This window comes from Mesorhizobium sp. M5C.F.Ca.IN.020.32.2.1 (genome assembly GCF_004023105.1).
GTDB lineage: Bacteria > Pseudomonadota > Alphaproteobacteria > Rhizobiales > Rhizobiaceae > Mesorhizobium > Mesorhizobium wenxiniae.
The window spans coordinates 1-13930 of the sequence record NZ_RZSX01000058.1; the positions used below are offsets into that span (position 1 = coordinate 1).

The 13930-nt window shown below is 62.0% G+C and carries 17 protein-coding genes; 10 read left to right on the plus strand and 7 right to left on the minus strand.

Going from position 1 to position 13930, the window contains the following annotated elements; genetic code table 11:
* From EOA86_RS04870 to EOA86_RS04885, 4 genes are all read left to right on the plus strand, one after another.
* The coding region (locus EOA86_RS04870; protein ID WP_164891558.1) for an FAD-dependent oxidoreductase at window positions 1–1029 on the plus strand (1029 nt) is incomplete at its 5' end.
* A 328-nt stretch (window positions 1030–1357) separates the two neighbouring features.
* Window positions 1358–1546, plus strand: coding sequence for a hypothetical protein (locus EOA86_RS04875; protein ID WP_127211047.1), 189 nt, complete (start codon window positions 1358–1360; stop codon window positions 1544–1546).
* 213 nt (window positions 1547–1759) lie between these two features.
* On the plus strand, window positions 1760–2563 hold the full coding sequence (locus EOA86_RS04880; RefSeq protein WP_127211046.1) for a class I SAM-dependent methyltransferase: 804 nt from the start codon (window positions 1760–1762) through the stop codon (window positions 2561–2563).
* Window positions 2564–2695: 132 nt separating this feature from the next.
* The gene (locus EOA86_RS04885; RefSeq protein WP_023799134.1) at window positions 2696–3001 is read left to right on the plus strand and encodes a hypothetical protein; all 306 of its coding nucleotides are present in this window, start codon (window positions 2696–2698) and stop codon (window positions 2999–3001) included.
* A 146-nt stretch (window positions 3002–3147) separates the two neighbouring features.
* Here EOA86_RS04885 and EOA86_RS04890 read toward each other — a convergent pair whose 3' ends face one another.
* The 3 genes from EOA86_RS04890 to EOA86_RS04900 all read right to left on the minus strand — a co-directional run bounded on the left by EOA86_RS04890 (window position 3148) and on the right by EOA86_RS04900 (window position 5219).
* Complete coding sequence (locus tag EOA86_RS04890; RefSeq protein ID WP_127211045.1) at window positions 3148–4002, minus strand: aldo/keto reductase; 855 nt, start codon at window positions 4000–4002, stop codon at window positions 3148–3150.
* A gap of 167 nt (window positions 4003–4169) precedes the next feature.
* Entirely contained in the window at window positions 4170–4562 is a 393-nt protein-coding gene (locus tag EOA86_RS04895; RefSeq protein ID WP_128340868.1) for a VOC family protein, read from the minus strand.
* 87 nt (window positions 4563–4649) lie between these two features.
* Window positions 4650–5219: a histidine phosphatase family protein gene (locus EOA86_RS04900; protein ID WP_128340869.1), complete on the minus strand. Its 570-nt coding sequence runs from the start codon at window positions 5217–5219 to the stop codon at window positions 4650–4652.
* A 221-nt stretch (window positions 5220–5440) separates the two neighbouring features.
* On the opposite strand from EOA86_RS04900, the gene EOA86_RS04905 reads away from it, so the two are divergent.
* From EOA86_RS04905 to EOA86_RS04920, 4 genes are all read left to right on the plus strand, one after another.
* A complete protein-coding gene (locus tag EOA86_RS04905) occupies window positions 5441–6076 on the plus strand; it encodes an ankyrin repeat domain-containing protein (protein ID WP_127211042.1) in 636 nt (211 codons plus the stop codon).
* A gap of 146 nt (window positions 6077–6222) precedes the next feature.
* Window positions 6223–6612: a metalloregulator ArsR/SmtB family transcription factor gene (locus EOA86_RS04910; protein ID WP_029351087.1), complete on the plus strand. Its 390-nt coding sequence runs from the start codon at window positions 6223–6225 to the stop codon at window positions 6610–6612.
* Window positions 6609–7142, plus strand: coding sequence for an SRPBCC family protein (locus EOA86_RS04915; protein ID WP_065008593.1), 534 nt, complete (start codon window positions 6609–6611; stop codon window positions 7140–7142). Before EOA86_RS04910 ends, EOA86_RS04915 begins: the two co-directional genes overlap by 4 nt.
* 128 nt (window positions 7143–7270) lie before the next feature.
* A complete protein-coding gene (locus tag EOA86_RS04920; protein WP_128340870.1) occupies window positions 7271–7846 on the plus strand; it encodes a dihydrofolate reductase family protein in 576 nt (191 codons plus the stop codon).
* 57 nt (window positions 7847–7903) lie between these two features.
* Here the strand turns inward: EOA86_RS04920 and EOA86_RS04925 are convergent, their stop codons facing one another.
* From EOA86_RS04925 to EOA86_RS04940, 4 genes are read right to left on the minus strand one after another with little or no spacing between them, the layout of a single operon-like run.
* Window positions 7904–8653, minus strand: a complete 750-nt coding sequence (locus tag EOA86_RS04925; RefSeq protein WP_128340871.1) for a glucose 1-dehydrogenase — start codon at window positions 8651–8653, stop codon at window positions 7904–7906.
* 47 nt (window positions 8654–8700) lie between these two features.
* Window positions 8701–9705, minus strand: coding sequence for a sugar-binding protein (locus EOA86_RS04930; protein WP_128340872.1), 1005 nt, complete (start codon window positions 9703–9705; stop codon window positions 8701–8703).
* 53 nt (window positions 9706–9758) lie between these two features.
* A complete protein-coding gene (locus tag EOA86_RS04935) occupies window positions 9759–10820 on the minus strand; it encodes an ABC transporter permease (protein ID WP_128340875.1) in 1062 nt (353 codons plus the stop codon).
* Window positions 10821–10857: 37 nt separating this feature from the next.
* Window positions 10858–11598 (minus strand): ATP-binding cassette domain-containing protein, encoded by a 741-nt coding sequence (locus EOA86_RS04940; protein ID WP_128340873.1) that lies wholly within the window; start codon window positions 11596–11598, stop codon window positions 10858–10860.
* Between the two features lie 409 nt (window positions 11599–12007).
* Between EOA86_RS04940 and EOA86_RS04945 the strand changes: the two genes are divergently transcribed.
* On the plus strand, window positions 12008–13396 hold the full coding sequence (locus tag EOA86_RS04945; RefSeq protein WP_245497135.1) for an FAD-binding oxidoreductase: 1389 nt from the start codon (window positions 12008–12010) through the stop codon (window positions 13394–13396).
* Window positions 13397–13407: 11 nt separating this feature from the next.
* Window positions 13408–13930 (plus strand): FadR/GntR family transcriptional regulator (locus EOA86_RS04950; RefSeq protein ID WP_164891559.1); only part of this gene is annotated, 523 nt, incomplete at its 3' end.

The following is a 13930-nucleotide window of genomic DNA, read 5'->3' on the forward strand; positions in this document are numbered from 1 at the left end:
GATCCGGACAGCCCTTTCGCCTGGCGCTGGCCGGCGTTTTTCCAGCTTGCGCCCTGGCTGGTTCAGTTCGTGCGGCAGTCGCTTCCGGCGGCCACCCGTGCCAATGCGCTGGCGCTCGCCGGCCTTTTGGCGGAGGCTCTGCCGGCCTGGGAGGAGATGGTGAAGGAGGCCGATGTGGCCGACCTGCTGCGCCGCAACGGCTGTCTCTACCTGTATCGTCGCGAGATCGATTTCGCCAAGGCGGCCGGGGGCAGGGCGCTGCGCGCGGGGTTTGGCGTCCATCAAGAGGTTCTGACGCCGGGGGAGGTGGCCGCGCTGGAGCCGAGCCTGCCCCCGACCGGGGCCAGCGGCCTGTACTTCCCGGATTCGATGAACGTCGCCGATCCAAAGACGCTGATGCGGCGGCTGCTCGATGCCGCGACCGCCCGCGGCGTGTCGGTAGCGCAGGCTGCTGTAGCCAGGCTGCGGGTCGAGGCGGACGGTGTCAGGCTCAGCGGTTCCGGCATTCGCATCAAGGCGAACATGGTGGTGGTCGCCGCGGGCGCGCAATCACGGGCGTTGGCCATGCAGGCCGGCGACAGGATCCCGCTCGAGACCGAACGCGGTTATCATCTCGAATTCCCGACCAAAGCGCCTCTGCTCAATCGTCCGGTCTGTCCTGTCGATCTCGGCTTCTACATGACGCCGATGACCGGCCGGCTGCGTGTCGCCGGAACTGTCGAACTCGGCGGGCTTGCAGCGCCGGCAAATCCGCGCCGGCTGGCGCTGCTCGATCGCGGTGTCAGGCAGTTCTTTCCTCAACTCGGCCGGCCTTCATCCGAATGGCTCGGGTTCCGGCCGTCGCTGCCCGATTCCCGGCCGGTCATCGGTCCGTCGCGTCGCAGCCCCAAGGTGATCTATGCCTTCGGTCATGGTCATCTCGGCCTCACTTTGGCTCCGATCACGGCCCGCTTGGTCGCCGACCTGATTGCCGGACGCGGCGATCGCGACCGCCTCGCGCCCTTTGCGGCCGACCGCTTCGGTGCATGAAGGTACGTCGGCTCGGCCGCGGTAGCGCAGCGCGTGAGCATTGGAGCGTTCGGCATTCTCTTCTGTCCCCCAACTGACGCCAGCCTGCGCGCCAATTGCGGATGCCGGTTCCACCCCGAGCACCATTCAAGCAAAAACCCGCCCCGGTCTCCGGAGCGGGTCTGTTGCCTGAGGCGGAACTCAACACATGTCCGCAGCAGCAAGGTCGTCTCGAGATGCTGAAGATCCGGTTAACCGGCCATATTTGATTCAAATCCAGCTGTGGATATTTGCCTTCGGGTAAATCGAGATGGCCATCCTTGTCCAACGGCGGGCAAAAGGAGAATCCATGACTAGCGACTTTGCCGCCGCCCACCTCCATCTTGAACGAGCCTGCCACTATTTGCGCGGCGATGACGAGACGAGCCGCACGGCTCGTGCGGCTCTGGATATCCTGATCGATGCAATTGCCGCAGCCCAGTACAAGCGTCCGCCCGCAGACGTGGTGGAATTTCCCAGAGCGGCAACGCAGCGATAGTCGGCGAACCGGCCAGGAGGGCCTACGAAACCAGCCGATCGATCGCCTGCGTCAGCAGGCGATTCCCTCGGGACCGCAGAGGTCAAGCGTCTGATCCCTCCGCTGTGCATTTCGAACCCGAACCGCACTCTTATGCCTCTGTTCCTGGAGTTGAGGCGAACGTATTCTCGTTGCGGCCCAATGGTCTGAAATTTTCTCGGGGAGGAGATTGCGATGGCTGAGGCAGCACGTCACGACGCTTGGCAGGCCGGGGATAGCTATGACCTCTATATGGGGCGATGGAGCCGTCAGATCGCCCCGCTGTTTCTGAATTGGCTCGATCCGGCAGAAGGGCTGGATTGGCTGGAGGTGGGTAGCGGAACCGGGGCGCTTTCGGCAGCCATCATGGCGTGCTGCAACCCCAGCAGCCTGGTCTCGATAGACCCGTCGGAGGGTTTTCTCGCCAAGGCGCGTGCAAACGTGCCGGACGAACGTGTCGAGTTTCTCGCAGGCGATGCGCAGGCGTTGTCTGTCGAATCGGGCAGCAAGGACATGGTCGTGTCGGCGCTCGTTCTCAACTTCATCCCCGACAAGCAAAAGGCGCTTGCCGAGATGAGGCGGGTGGCCCGCCCCGGAGCGACGATCGGGTTCTATGTGTGGGATTACCCTGGCGGTGGGGTGGAATTCATGCGGGCCTTCTGGACCGCTGCGACCGCGCTTGACCCCGGCGCCATCGACCTTACCGAAGACAGGCGTTTTCCATTTTGCACACAAGATGGATTGACCGATCTCGCTGAGAAGGCGGGCCTAGTTTCCATCGACTCCACGCGGATTGAAATGCCGGCCGTATTCAAGGACTTTGAAGACTATTGGCACCCCTTCACCCTGGGTGCAGGGCCGGCGCCCGGCTATTGCATGAGTCTCGCCCCCGCAGCTCGCCAGAAATTGATGGAGAGGCTCCGCGATAGTCTGCCGCGCGGCAAGGAGGGGTCCATTCCCCTGAAAACCAGAGCCTGGGCAGTCAAGGCCAAGGTTTGAGCGCGAGCCGGCGCCAGACCGGCAGGCCGCCGACCATAGACTGTCCTGCGCAAAGTTCGGGTTGACCGGCGTTGTACGCGAAGCGACTATTCGTCTGGACAGCCGAGATGCAGACTGCGCGAGGAGATTACGATGGACGAGCCCGATCGGTGGCGTCACATGTCGAGCGCGCCAAGGGATGGCAGCCGAATCCTGGTCACGGTTCGGCCGTCGGAACAGGGGCCGGCGGAAGTCGACCTGGCTTACTGGTCTCGAGCCGACCAGTTCGGCAGTGAGGGCTGGCGCGCTTCCGACTCGTCTCCAGGACGCGTGGTTGAATACGCCGAACCCGAGCTGAAGTGCTGGATGCCGCTGCCGACAGCCAATCTGAGCAAGGGTTCATTGCCCAGCCCCTGGGACGAAGAAGATGTCCCGCTGCTGGATGGGTCAGGGATATGAGGTGAGCGGAAGGGCTAATTTCAATTGGCCGGCGGGACAGCGCCCCCCCTCTGTCCTGCCCTCTGCCCAAAACTTGGCATCTCCCCCACTAGGGGAAGATTGGCAGCTTCGCCGTCGGCTCCTTCTCTTCAGCTCACCTCAGTCCGTCAGAACAGGAAAGCTGCCGTGACGGGGTTCGGCCCGGTGCGGCCGTCTGATGAATCCATGCCACGAATGAGGCCGAGGTCCTCCGCGTCCAGCTCAAAATCGAAGACATCGAAATTGGCGGCGATCCGGTCCTGGCGGATCGACTTTGGAATGACGATCAGCCCTTCCTGAAGATGCCATCTGATGATCACCTGCGCCACGGACTTGCGATGTTTTAGTGCGATCTTTTCGAGGGTCGGGTCGCTCAACAGCCGGCCGCTGCCCAGGGGGCTCCAGCTTTCGATACGGATATTGTGCGTGCTGTGAAATTCTCTGGTATGGCGCTGTTGAAACCGGGGATGGAGTTCGATCTGATTGACCGAGGGCGTGACTCCGGTCTCGCCGATGATCCGCTCCAGATGGTCCTGGTTGAAATTCGAAACGCCGATCGACTTGATCCGGCCGGATTGCCTGAGTTCGATCAGCGTCTTCCACGCCTCGACATATTTGCCCTGGCTGGGCACTGGCCAGTGGATCAGAAATAGGTCGATCTGTTCGATCGCGAGCTTGTTCATCGTCCCGTCGAAAGCCCGAAGGGCGGCGTCGCGCTGATGTGCGCCGTTGCGCAGCTTCGAGGTGATGAACAACTCGCTTCTCGGCACGCCACCAGTGCGGATCGCTTGCCCGACGCCTTCCTCGTTCCGGTAGCCTTCGGCGGTGTCGATCAATCTGTAGCCGGCCTCGATCCCCCAACTCACAATCTTGGCCGTGACGGCCGGATCGACTTGCCACACGCCAAGGCCGACCTGGGGAATGGCTAAGCCGTCGTTCAATGTGATCTGTTCAGGCTTACTTGGTGTAATCTGTTCAGGCATGCTCAGGTCCTTCTGCATCGTTTAGCCCAGCGCAGCGCTTATTTGGGCGCGGCATCCGCCAGTGCCCAGTCGACAGGTGGAGGCAAGTCCGGCCCAGGCAGCCAGGATTGCAACCGCCAGCGCGATGCCGTCCTTGCCATCGCAAACCTGGCTACGTCACCGAGCGATCACGGGTTCCATCCGCCGCTGCCGTATTGACGGGTAATGATCTCGAGAAGATGACCGTTCGGGTCCTCGAAATAAACGCCGCGGCCGCCGTCGTGGTGATTGATCTCGCCCGGCTGCGTCCGGCCAGGGTCGGCCCAGTACGGGAGATCCCGTTCACGAATCCTACCGAAGATCTCGTCGAACTCGGTTTCGCTGACCAGGAAGGCGTAATGCTGCGGCCTGATTTCGCCGCCGGTATCCATGTAGTCGAGGTTGGCACCGTTTTCGGTCGTGACCATCTGGAAAGGCCCCCAGCGCCTCGGGGCTGGAAGGCCAAGCATTTCCGCCAGGAACTTTGCCGACGCCTCGCTGTTGCGGGCCGGCAGTATTGTATGGTTGAAATCGATAGCCATGCGATCACTCCCTTTGATCTCTCCTGGCACGTCGTCGTTCCACGACTGAAGCGATGCTGCACGAGATGGGGTCGAAGGCCATGATGCTCAAGCCGGCGCGGCAACATGCCCGATGAGCTGCACGGGGTCAGCCTCATGAATACGGGCGATGATCATTTCGCCGCTATCCGGCACCTCGCCGGTCAAGCCGGTGATGTTGACCTGATGCGTGACAAGCACGGCTGGTCCGCCGAAACGCTGCCCGCGAAGCCAGGCCAAAAGAGCGGCGGTGCGCTTCTCGCCGGCCGAACTGTCGCCAAAGAATGAATTGAGCAGTTCGAGAGGCACAACTTCGCCGATCCCGAGCAGGCGAGCGGTGTCGAGGCAACGACACCACTGGCTCGAATAGACGGCTGCCGTCGAGATGCCATTCGCACGGAACAGGTCGCCGATCGCGCGTGACTGCGCACGACCTTCTTCCGACAGATTCCGCTGGGTCCTGCAATCACCGAGCCTGAAGCCGGGCGGATCGCCGGAGCCTGGGGCCGCGGCGTGGCGCAGCAAGGCAATGGCTTCTCCGGATCGCAGGGCTGACCAGAGCGGCTCGGTGGCGCGTGCCTTGCCGAAGGCAGCCGCTCCGAGCGACAGGACAAGAAATCGCCGACGTCCAATTCGCATCTTGCTTCTCACCTTTCCGATAGCGGCTTTGGCAAGTGCCGGCAATGTCTCCATAGAGTGCGCGCTTACTGTTCGTCTCTATCGGCCCCGCTGCCGGAGGACATCGGCCAGTTCCGCCTTGAGAGGGCTGGCTTCAAGTTCGAGCGGGTCGGTCATCCGGTGGATGTCGGCCGAACCGGAACAATGCTATCCTGCGGGGAGCATTCGGGGAGGCGACTGCATTGACCGAGAGCTTGGAAGCCGAAGAGCCGAGAGGTTGGTCGAATCTGCTGCTCGCGGCAGAAAGGGGCGATGCGGAGGCCGTGAAAGCGGAATTGGCGGCCGGCGCCAATATCAACGAGGCGGACGGCGGCGGCTGGTCAGCCCTTCATCTCGCAGCCCTCAATGCCCGCACCGCGGCGGTCGAGGCGTTGATCGAACACCCAGCAATCGATGTGAATTCCAGAAACAAATGGAAGAGCACGCCTTTGAGCCTTGCTTCTGCCAAGGGCCACTACGCCTCTATTTTAGCCCTGGTGAAACATCCCGAAATAGAGATCGATGCAAGAGCCGACTACTACGGCAGAACGGCCCTTATTGAAGCAGCAAAGAACGGGCATCTGGATGTCGTTAAGTTGCTTGTCGAGAATGGCGCCGACGTGAATCTTACTGACAAGACCGGAAGAAACAACGCGCTTATCGAGGCTATCAAGGGACGGCACTACGAGGTCGCGGGATACCTGCTTGATTCTCGGAAAATGAACTTTCTCAACAAGGATATGAGACTGAACGCCCTGATCTGGGCTGGAAGCTGCCATAACCCTCAACTCATCGAAAAGCTGGAAGTCTCGATTCATACTTTCTTCGAAGGCAAGTGAAGGTCCCGCTTCCGCCGCCGTGAGCATGTCCGTGGTCTTGCGCTGGCCGATGTCCTCAATCTCCGCAGGCCGCCTGTGGAGCTCCCTTCCGAAATCATTCAACCAATCGGTTGACAATCAGAAAGCGTGACTCTATATTCAACTACATGGTTGAATTAGAGACACCCCAGATCGACGCGGTTTTTCATGCCCTTGGCGACGCCACCCGCCGGCGGATGCTTCGCGACCTCGCCGGCGGCGAGCGAACGGTAAGCCAGCTGGCGGAACCCTTCGCCATGTCGCTGGCGGCGGCCTCCAAGCACATCAAGGCGCTGGAGAATGCCGGGCTTATTCGTCGAGAGGTGAGGGGCCGCACGCATCTTTGTCGCCTCGAACCCGGACCGCTGGCCAGCGCCCACCAATGGCTGGGCTTCTACGAGCGCTTCTGGACCAACCGTCTCGACGTTCTCGAACGTCTCCTTCACGAGGAGGACGCGCGAAAGGCCCAGGATGATTCCAGGAAATCGCCCACCTCAAAAGAAGGAGACGACCAATGAACCAGATGAAAAACATCGAAGCCTATGGCGAGCTGACCGAGCCCGCCACGTTCACCATCCAGCGGCTTTTGCCCGGCCCCATCGAGCGGGTCTGGGCCTATCTCACCGAGAGTGACCTGCGTCGGCAGTGGATGGCCGCGGGCCAGATGGAAATGGAGGCCGGCACGTCGTTCGAGTTCGTCTGGCGTAACGACGAGCTGACTGACCCGCCCGGCCAGCGCCCTGCAGGCTTTCCCGAAGAGCATCGGATGGAGGGCCGGATCACCGAGCTCGATCCGCCTTACAATCTCGCCATCACCTGGGGAAACACCGGCGGCGTTTCCTTCTTGCTGGAGCCGAAGGGCAACGATGTGCTGCTCACCGTCGTCCATCGCCGGCTGCCGGAACGCGCAATCCAGCTCAACGTCACCGCCGGCTGGCACATGCACCTCGACATGCTGGCTGCCCGCCTCGCGGGCAAGACGCCGACCTCTTTCTGGGAGGGCTGGAGCCGCCTGCGCGAAGAATACGACCGCCGCCTGCCGGCCTGACACGATCGCGTCGGCCATCCCTGAAGTCACCGCCCAGCCTCCACCGGCATCGGCCTTGGAGGCTCGCACACCAGCAACGAACCGACCATGAAACGTGCTTGCATTTCGCAAGTCCGATGGAGGAAGTCATGCGCAAATTGATCACCGGAATGAAGGTTTCCGTCGACGGCAAGATGGAGGGACCTGAGGGTTACGCCGATTGGGTCGACGCGTGGTCGGAGGAGTACGGGCTGACGCCGCAAATCGATGCCTGCCTGCTCGGGAGCGTCATGTACGCCGGCTACGAGCGCTACTGGAGCGCGATCCAGAATGAGCCGGACAAGCCGCTGCCAATGACCGGCAAATTGCCGACGCCGGCAGAGCTCGAATGGGCCCGCTTTGCCGATCAGACCCCGCATCATGTGCTGTCGAACACAATGACCTCGGCGGCCTGGCCAAAGACGCGCTTCATGCGGAGGCTCGAAGACATCGCTGCCCTCAAGCAGCAGCCGGGCAAGGATATCTATCTCATGGGCGGTGCGCGAATGACCGCGAGCCTTATCGATGCCGGGCTGGTGGATGAACTGCGGCTGATCGTCTATCCGCTGCTCGTCGGCGAAGGGAAGGCGCTGTTTGGAGCAACGCAAAATCGTCGTGGGCTCGAACTGCGGAAGGTTCAGCAGCTCACGGATGGGCGCGTGAGCCTGGTCTATGGAATTGGCTAACTCAGCCGGTCTTCGCAGCGCTGCCCGGCTGAAATTTTCCTGAAGGCACTTCGCAGGTCAGAGGGAAACCGATAGCCCACCGTCAACGGCCAGTACATGTCCGTTGACGTAGGCGGCAGCGTCCGAGGCGAGAAACACCACGGCTCCGCCGAGCTCCTCAGGCTGAGCCCAGCGGCCCGCCGGGGTTCGTGTCTCGACCCATTTGGTGAAGGCCTCGTCGTTCATAAGTGCGGTATTGAGCTCGGTGGCGAAATAGCCGGGCGCGATCGCGTTGATGGTGATGCCGTGACGGCCCAGCTCAGCGGCAGTGGAGCGTGTCAGCCCGTGCAGGCCCGCCTTTGCCGCCACATAGGCGTGAATGGTGGGACGGCCAAGTATCGCTGCAACCGATCCGGTGTTTATTATGCGCCCGAACTTGTTTGGCAGCATCAGGCGCACCGCGTCGCGCATCATGCGGAAGCAGGCCGAGAGGTTGACGGCAATCACATGGTCGAAATCCTCGTCCTGCCATTCGACCAACTGACTTCGATGCTGGATGCCGGCGTTGTTGACCAGAATATCGAGGCGGCCGTGGCGTTCGACGATTCCTTCCAAAGACGCCCTTGAGATCGCTGCGTCGGTGACATCGAATGGCAGCGCTTCGGCCCCGATGCTTTCGGCCGCTGCGGCGAGGGCGGCCGGATCGCGGGCATTGACGATCACCGTCGCGCCGTTTTCCGCAAGTGCCTTGGCCATTGCGAAGCCGAGACCACGCGAAGCACCCGTGACCAACGCGACACGGCCGTTGAGCGAGAATAATTCCGACATTGAGATCCCCTAGGAAAAGGGCGGGAGTTTCCTCCCGCCCAATAGCGCTATTTGGCGATGCAGGTATCCGCTGTCTCCGGAGTGCAAATGTCAAGGCCGGTGTAGGTCGGGTCGGCCGGCGGGGCCTTGCCGTCCTTCATGTCCTTCAGTGCCATCATCGTTTTGTAGCCCATTTCGAACGGCCGCTGGCCGACCTGGCCAAGCGAGAAACCTTCCTTCATCTGGTCGATCTGCACGGGAAGCGTGTCGGCGACGACCAGCGCAAGGGCCTTCGAGGCGATCTTGTCCTTGTGCGGTCCGACCGCGGCGCGGTTGGCATCGGGGATGAACTGCGGGAAGCCGCCGGTTGGGATGAACGCGTCGAGGTTCGGGTTTTTCGCCATGATGTCCTCGAACTGCTGCACCGAGCGCGGGAAGTCATCGTCGGTGTAGAGTGGGCAGCCATCGATTTCGGTCCAGCCGTTCTGTCCGGTCAGACGGTCGCCGGGTGAGGCAGCCGATTTGGTCCCCGAGAGCGTGTCGCGAATGCCTTGCATGCGCTCATTGTGGTTGGCCGCCGCCGCGCCACCCGACTGGATACAGATCGTGCCGCCTTTGGGCTTGATCTGCATTGCAAGCTTGGCGAGGTTCGTGCCGATCTCATAATTGTGCGTGCCGATATAGGCGACGCGCAGATCCTTGTTCTCGGGCAGGAGGTCGGAGTCCCAGGTGAGGACCGGGATGCCCGCGTCCTTGGCGGCCTGCAACGCAACCGCCATCGCCGCGGCGTTCGATGGCGACACGGCGATGCCGTCCACCTTCTTGGCCACGAGATCCTGCACGATCTGTACCTGCTCGTCGCCGCCGCCATGCTCGCCGGGGCCGATATACATGCACTCCACGGCACCATTCGATTCGGCTTCGGCCTTCTTGCAGCCGTCGCGTGCCTGATCGAAGAAAGGATTGTTCATGTTCTTCGGCACCAGGGCGAAGGTGTATTTCGCCTCGGCACCGGAAACGGCGAGCACCATTGCGCCAAGCGTGACGGCCGCCGTCAGCAGATGTTTTTTCATGTGATGTTCTCCTCCTTGGTGTGATGTCCCGCAGGCCTCCCGCCGGCGGGTTTCTAGCGGCTTTTTTTGGGCCTCAAGGCTGCCAGCGACGCGGCGCGGATCGATTTTCCGCCGGTTTGCATGCCCAAAAGAACCGCAAGAACGATGAAGGCGCCGACGAAGGCACCCTGCCAGTTTGAATCGATGCCGGCCATCAGCAGCGCATTCCTGATCACCTCGAGGAACGCCGAACCGATGATCGCACCGAAGGCCGTGCCGGCGCCGCCCATGAGGCTGGCGCCACCAATGACTGTCGCCGCAATGACGCGCAGCTCATAGCCTTGGCCCATCGCATTGATGGCCGAGCCGTTGTAGCCGAGGAGCAGGAGCGAGGCGACCGAGGCGGTGAAGGCCGAGAAAAGGTAGGCCTGGAATTTAATCCAGTCGACCGGAACGCCGGTGAGCCGTGCCGCCTCCTCATTGCCGCCGATGGCGAACAGATGCCGGGCCCAGGCAGTGAAATTGAACACGAAGCCGACAATCAGCGCCAGGATCACCATGGTCCAGAACTGCGACGACAGTTCCGGTATCCAGTGCGGTGCCCAGTCCTCGGGTCCATGCCGCGGCCATTTCGCCTGACCGATCGCCTTCACGATCGGAGCATCGGGCCCGAACTGGTAAAGCATCTGGTTGGCCGAGAACACCACCGCCAGCGACCGCGCGACGGACAACATGCCGAGGGTGACCACAAAGGACGGCATTCCGACGTAGGCGACGAAGAATCCATTGACCGCGCCGCAGGCCAGACCGGAGGAAAGGCCCATGGCGAAGGCGACATACCAGGGATAATGCCAAGTGAGGAACAGGCCGGCGACGATCACCACGAGGCCCATGATCGAGCCGACCGACAGATCGATGCCACCGGTGATGATCACAACCGTCATGCCGAGGGCCATGATGCCGAAAGGTGCGAAATTGCGCGTCACATTGGCGACGTTTTCGGAGGTGCCGAAGCTCGGCTCCATCGCCGTCATCAAAATGACGAGCGCGATCAGCGCGATCGTCACCCAGAAGGGCTGACTTGAAATCACGCGTTGGAAAGCTGTCTTTTCCTTGGTCGGGACGAAGTCCGACATGGCCGGCTGGCCGGCATTCCCGGCCGATTCCTGAACACTATTCGCCACGGATGGCCCCCGTTATCAGTCCAGTGATTTCCTCGGGCGATGTATTGCCGGTGTCCTTGTCGGCAACCTTCGAACCTCGCCTGAGCACGACGATGCGGTCCGCGACGGCAAAAACGTCAGGCATGCGGTGGCTGATCAGCATGACGCCGACGCCTTGCGCCTTGAGGCGCCGGATCAATTCGAGCACTTCGGCCACCTGGCGTACGGAGATGGCGGCGGTCGGCTCGTCCATCAACACCAGCTTGGCGTTTGAAAGCCGGGTCCGGGCGATGGCCACCGCCTGGCGCTGCCCACCGGACATCTTCTTGACCAGATCCCGCGGCCTGGTTTCCGATTTGAGTTCCTTGAACAGCGCTGCCGAGCGGTCGATCATCGCCTGCTTGTCAAGCACCCTGATTGGCCAGAAGCCCTTCTTGATCTCGCGGCCCAGGAAGACGTTCTGCGCCGCCGTCAGATTATCGGCGAGCGCCAGATCTTGATAAACGACTTCGATCCCCTTGGCGCGGGCCTGGACGGGTTTATGGAAATGGCAAACCTCGCCGTCCACGACAATTTCGCCGTCGCTCGGCGGGAAATTCCCAGCCACGGTCTTGACCACGGTGGACTTGCCGGCGCCGTTGTCTCCCATCAGACCCACGACTTCGCCTCGCTCCACCTGGAAGCTGACGTCAGTCAGGGCCTGGATGGCCCCGAAATTCTTGGAAACGTGGCGAACCTCAAGCACCGGCATCGCGGTCCTCCCCGGACAACATTTGCCAATCTTGTCCCGGACTTATGCAAGACAGCTAATCAGCGAAATGTATTCGACACAATACTTATTCGGAGGAGGCCGGCATCCATTGTTAGAGGGGGGCAGGTGGACCCTGGAGCAGATCGTAACTGCGCCGGGCGTCGATTCCACGCGACCATATTAAGCATCGGCTCCGGCCGGCTATAAAGTAGCATTTTTCGAGGGGGAACAGTTCAGGCGCGGGCGTGGATTGCGGGGTAGGCCGCGGACTTAGCCGCCGAAGTAATGACTGCCCACCGAGAAGATGGGACTTGCCAAGTTGTAGGATGACCGTATGATCTGACCCATGACTACCGTTCATCCATCTCAACGCGAAACTTCTGGCGCAATTGCTGAGCTGCCTGCGCAGTTGGCGGCTGATGCGCTGATAGACGGCCAGTCGCCGCTGGCAGAACGTTACCTCACCGATTGGGGCCGCGACAGGCGCGGAAGTGCCCGCTTCATCGTGCGTCCGGGATCCGTGGAAGACGTCCAGGCGTTTGTGAGATGGTGCTCGCAAAGCGGTGTCGCCATCGTCGTGCAAGGTGGCAATACCGGACTTGCCGGTGGCGCCATTCCCGATAGTTCGGACTACGCAGTGCTGTCGCTTGAGCGTCTCAATCGGATACGCTGCGTCGATCCGCTCGACTTCACGCTGCAAGCCGACGCCGGTGCCGTGCTGCAGGACGTCAAGGACGCCGCTGAAGCATCCGACATGACCTTCCCTCTCGCGCTTGGTGCGCAGGGATCGTGCACGATCGGCGGCAATGTCGCGACAAATGCCGGCGGCATCAATGTGCTGCGCTACGGCATGACGCGTGACCTGGTGCTCGGGCTTGAGACGGTCCTGCCGGACGGCACACTGTCGAACGGCATGAATGGGCTGCGCAAGGACAATCGCGGCTACAGCCTGAAGCAATTGATGATCGGCTCGGAAGGAACGCTCGGGGTCGTCACGGGCGTCGAGGTAAGGCTCTCGCCCCGGCCGACGCAGGTCGAGACTGCCTATGTCGGACTGGGCAGCTTCCGCCAGGCGTGCGAACTGTTCCGGATGGCGCGGCATCTCTGCTCCGACCTTCTCAGCGCGTTTGAGGTCATCGGCGAGGAGTGCCTGCCGCTGGCCCACCTCATCGATCCGAAGCTGCGCTCGCCGTTGACGCAGGCATGTCCGGTTCATGCGATCGTCGAACTCGCCTGTGGGCCAGGGATAGATGCCGGCGGACTTCTTGAAACGATGCTGGCGCGCGCCCTTGAGAGCGACCTGATCAAGGACGGTGTCGTCGCGCAAAGCCGCTCTCAGGCCGCCGCATTCTGGGCCATCCGTGAGGGGCTGGTCGAGGGGCAGGCGCGGCGCGGCTTTCATGTCCGCACCGACCTCTCGGTTCGCCTCAGCCAGGTGCCGAAGCTGATCGAGCAAGCACGCGCGTGCATCGTGCGCGAGTGGCCAGGCTGGATAACCCTGACCTATGGCCACGCGGGTGACGGGAACATCCATTTCAACGTGCTGCCTCCCATCGATTGCGACCCCGGCGAAGCGAGGGCCGTGGGCCAGGCGGTTTTGACCCGACTCTATGAACTGGTCGGCGCGCTCGGCGGCTCGTTCAGTGCCGAGCATGGCGTCGGTCGCAGCCGCAGTCACGTGTTCTGGGCCGGCCTGTCGCAGCGCGAGCGGCAGCTTCATACCGCGATCAAAGCAGCCTTCGATCCGGCAGGCCTGTTCAATCCGACATGTCTCATGCCTGATCCGGGCGATTTGTAGGGGAAAGCCGCATGAAGCAGCGTTCATCCATCATAGGCAGCGTGGAGGCGCTTCCGCATCGCGTCGCTTCGCATCTGAGCCGCGAGATCGAGGGCGGCGACATCATCCCGGGAGCCCGGCTTCCCACCGAAAGCCAGCTCGCCGACAAATTCGGCGTCAGCCGCAATGTTGTCAGGGAAGCGATCGCGCAGCTTCGCGCCGATGGCATGATCGAGGCGCGTCAGGGGGTGGGCGCATTCGTCATGGCGCCGGAACAGCGGACAGCTATCCGGATCGACCGTGAAGCACTGAAAGACCAGCGCAACATGGAGCAGCTGTTCGAGCTGCGCAGCATTCTGGAGACCGAATCCGCCACGCTGGCCGCAGCGCGCTGCACATCCGATGATCTTGACGCGATCAAGGCTGCGCTGGACCGCATGGGCGGCGAGGAGCGCTGGGAGGATGGCAGCATCGAGGCCGATCTGCTTTTCCATCGGGCGATCGCCCGGGCCACTGGCAATAGCTACATCCACACCTTCATCTCCTTCGTCTGCG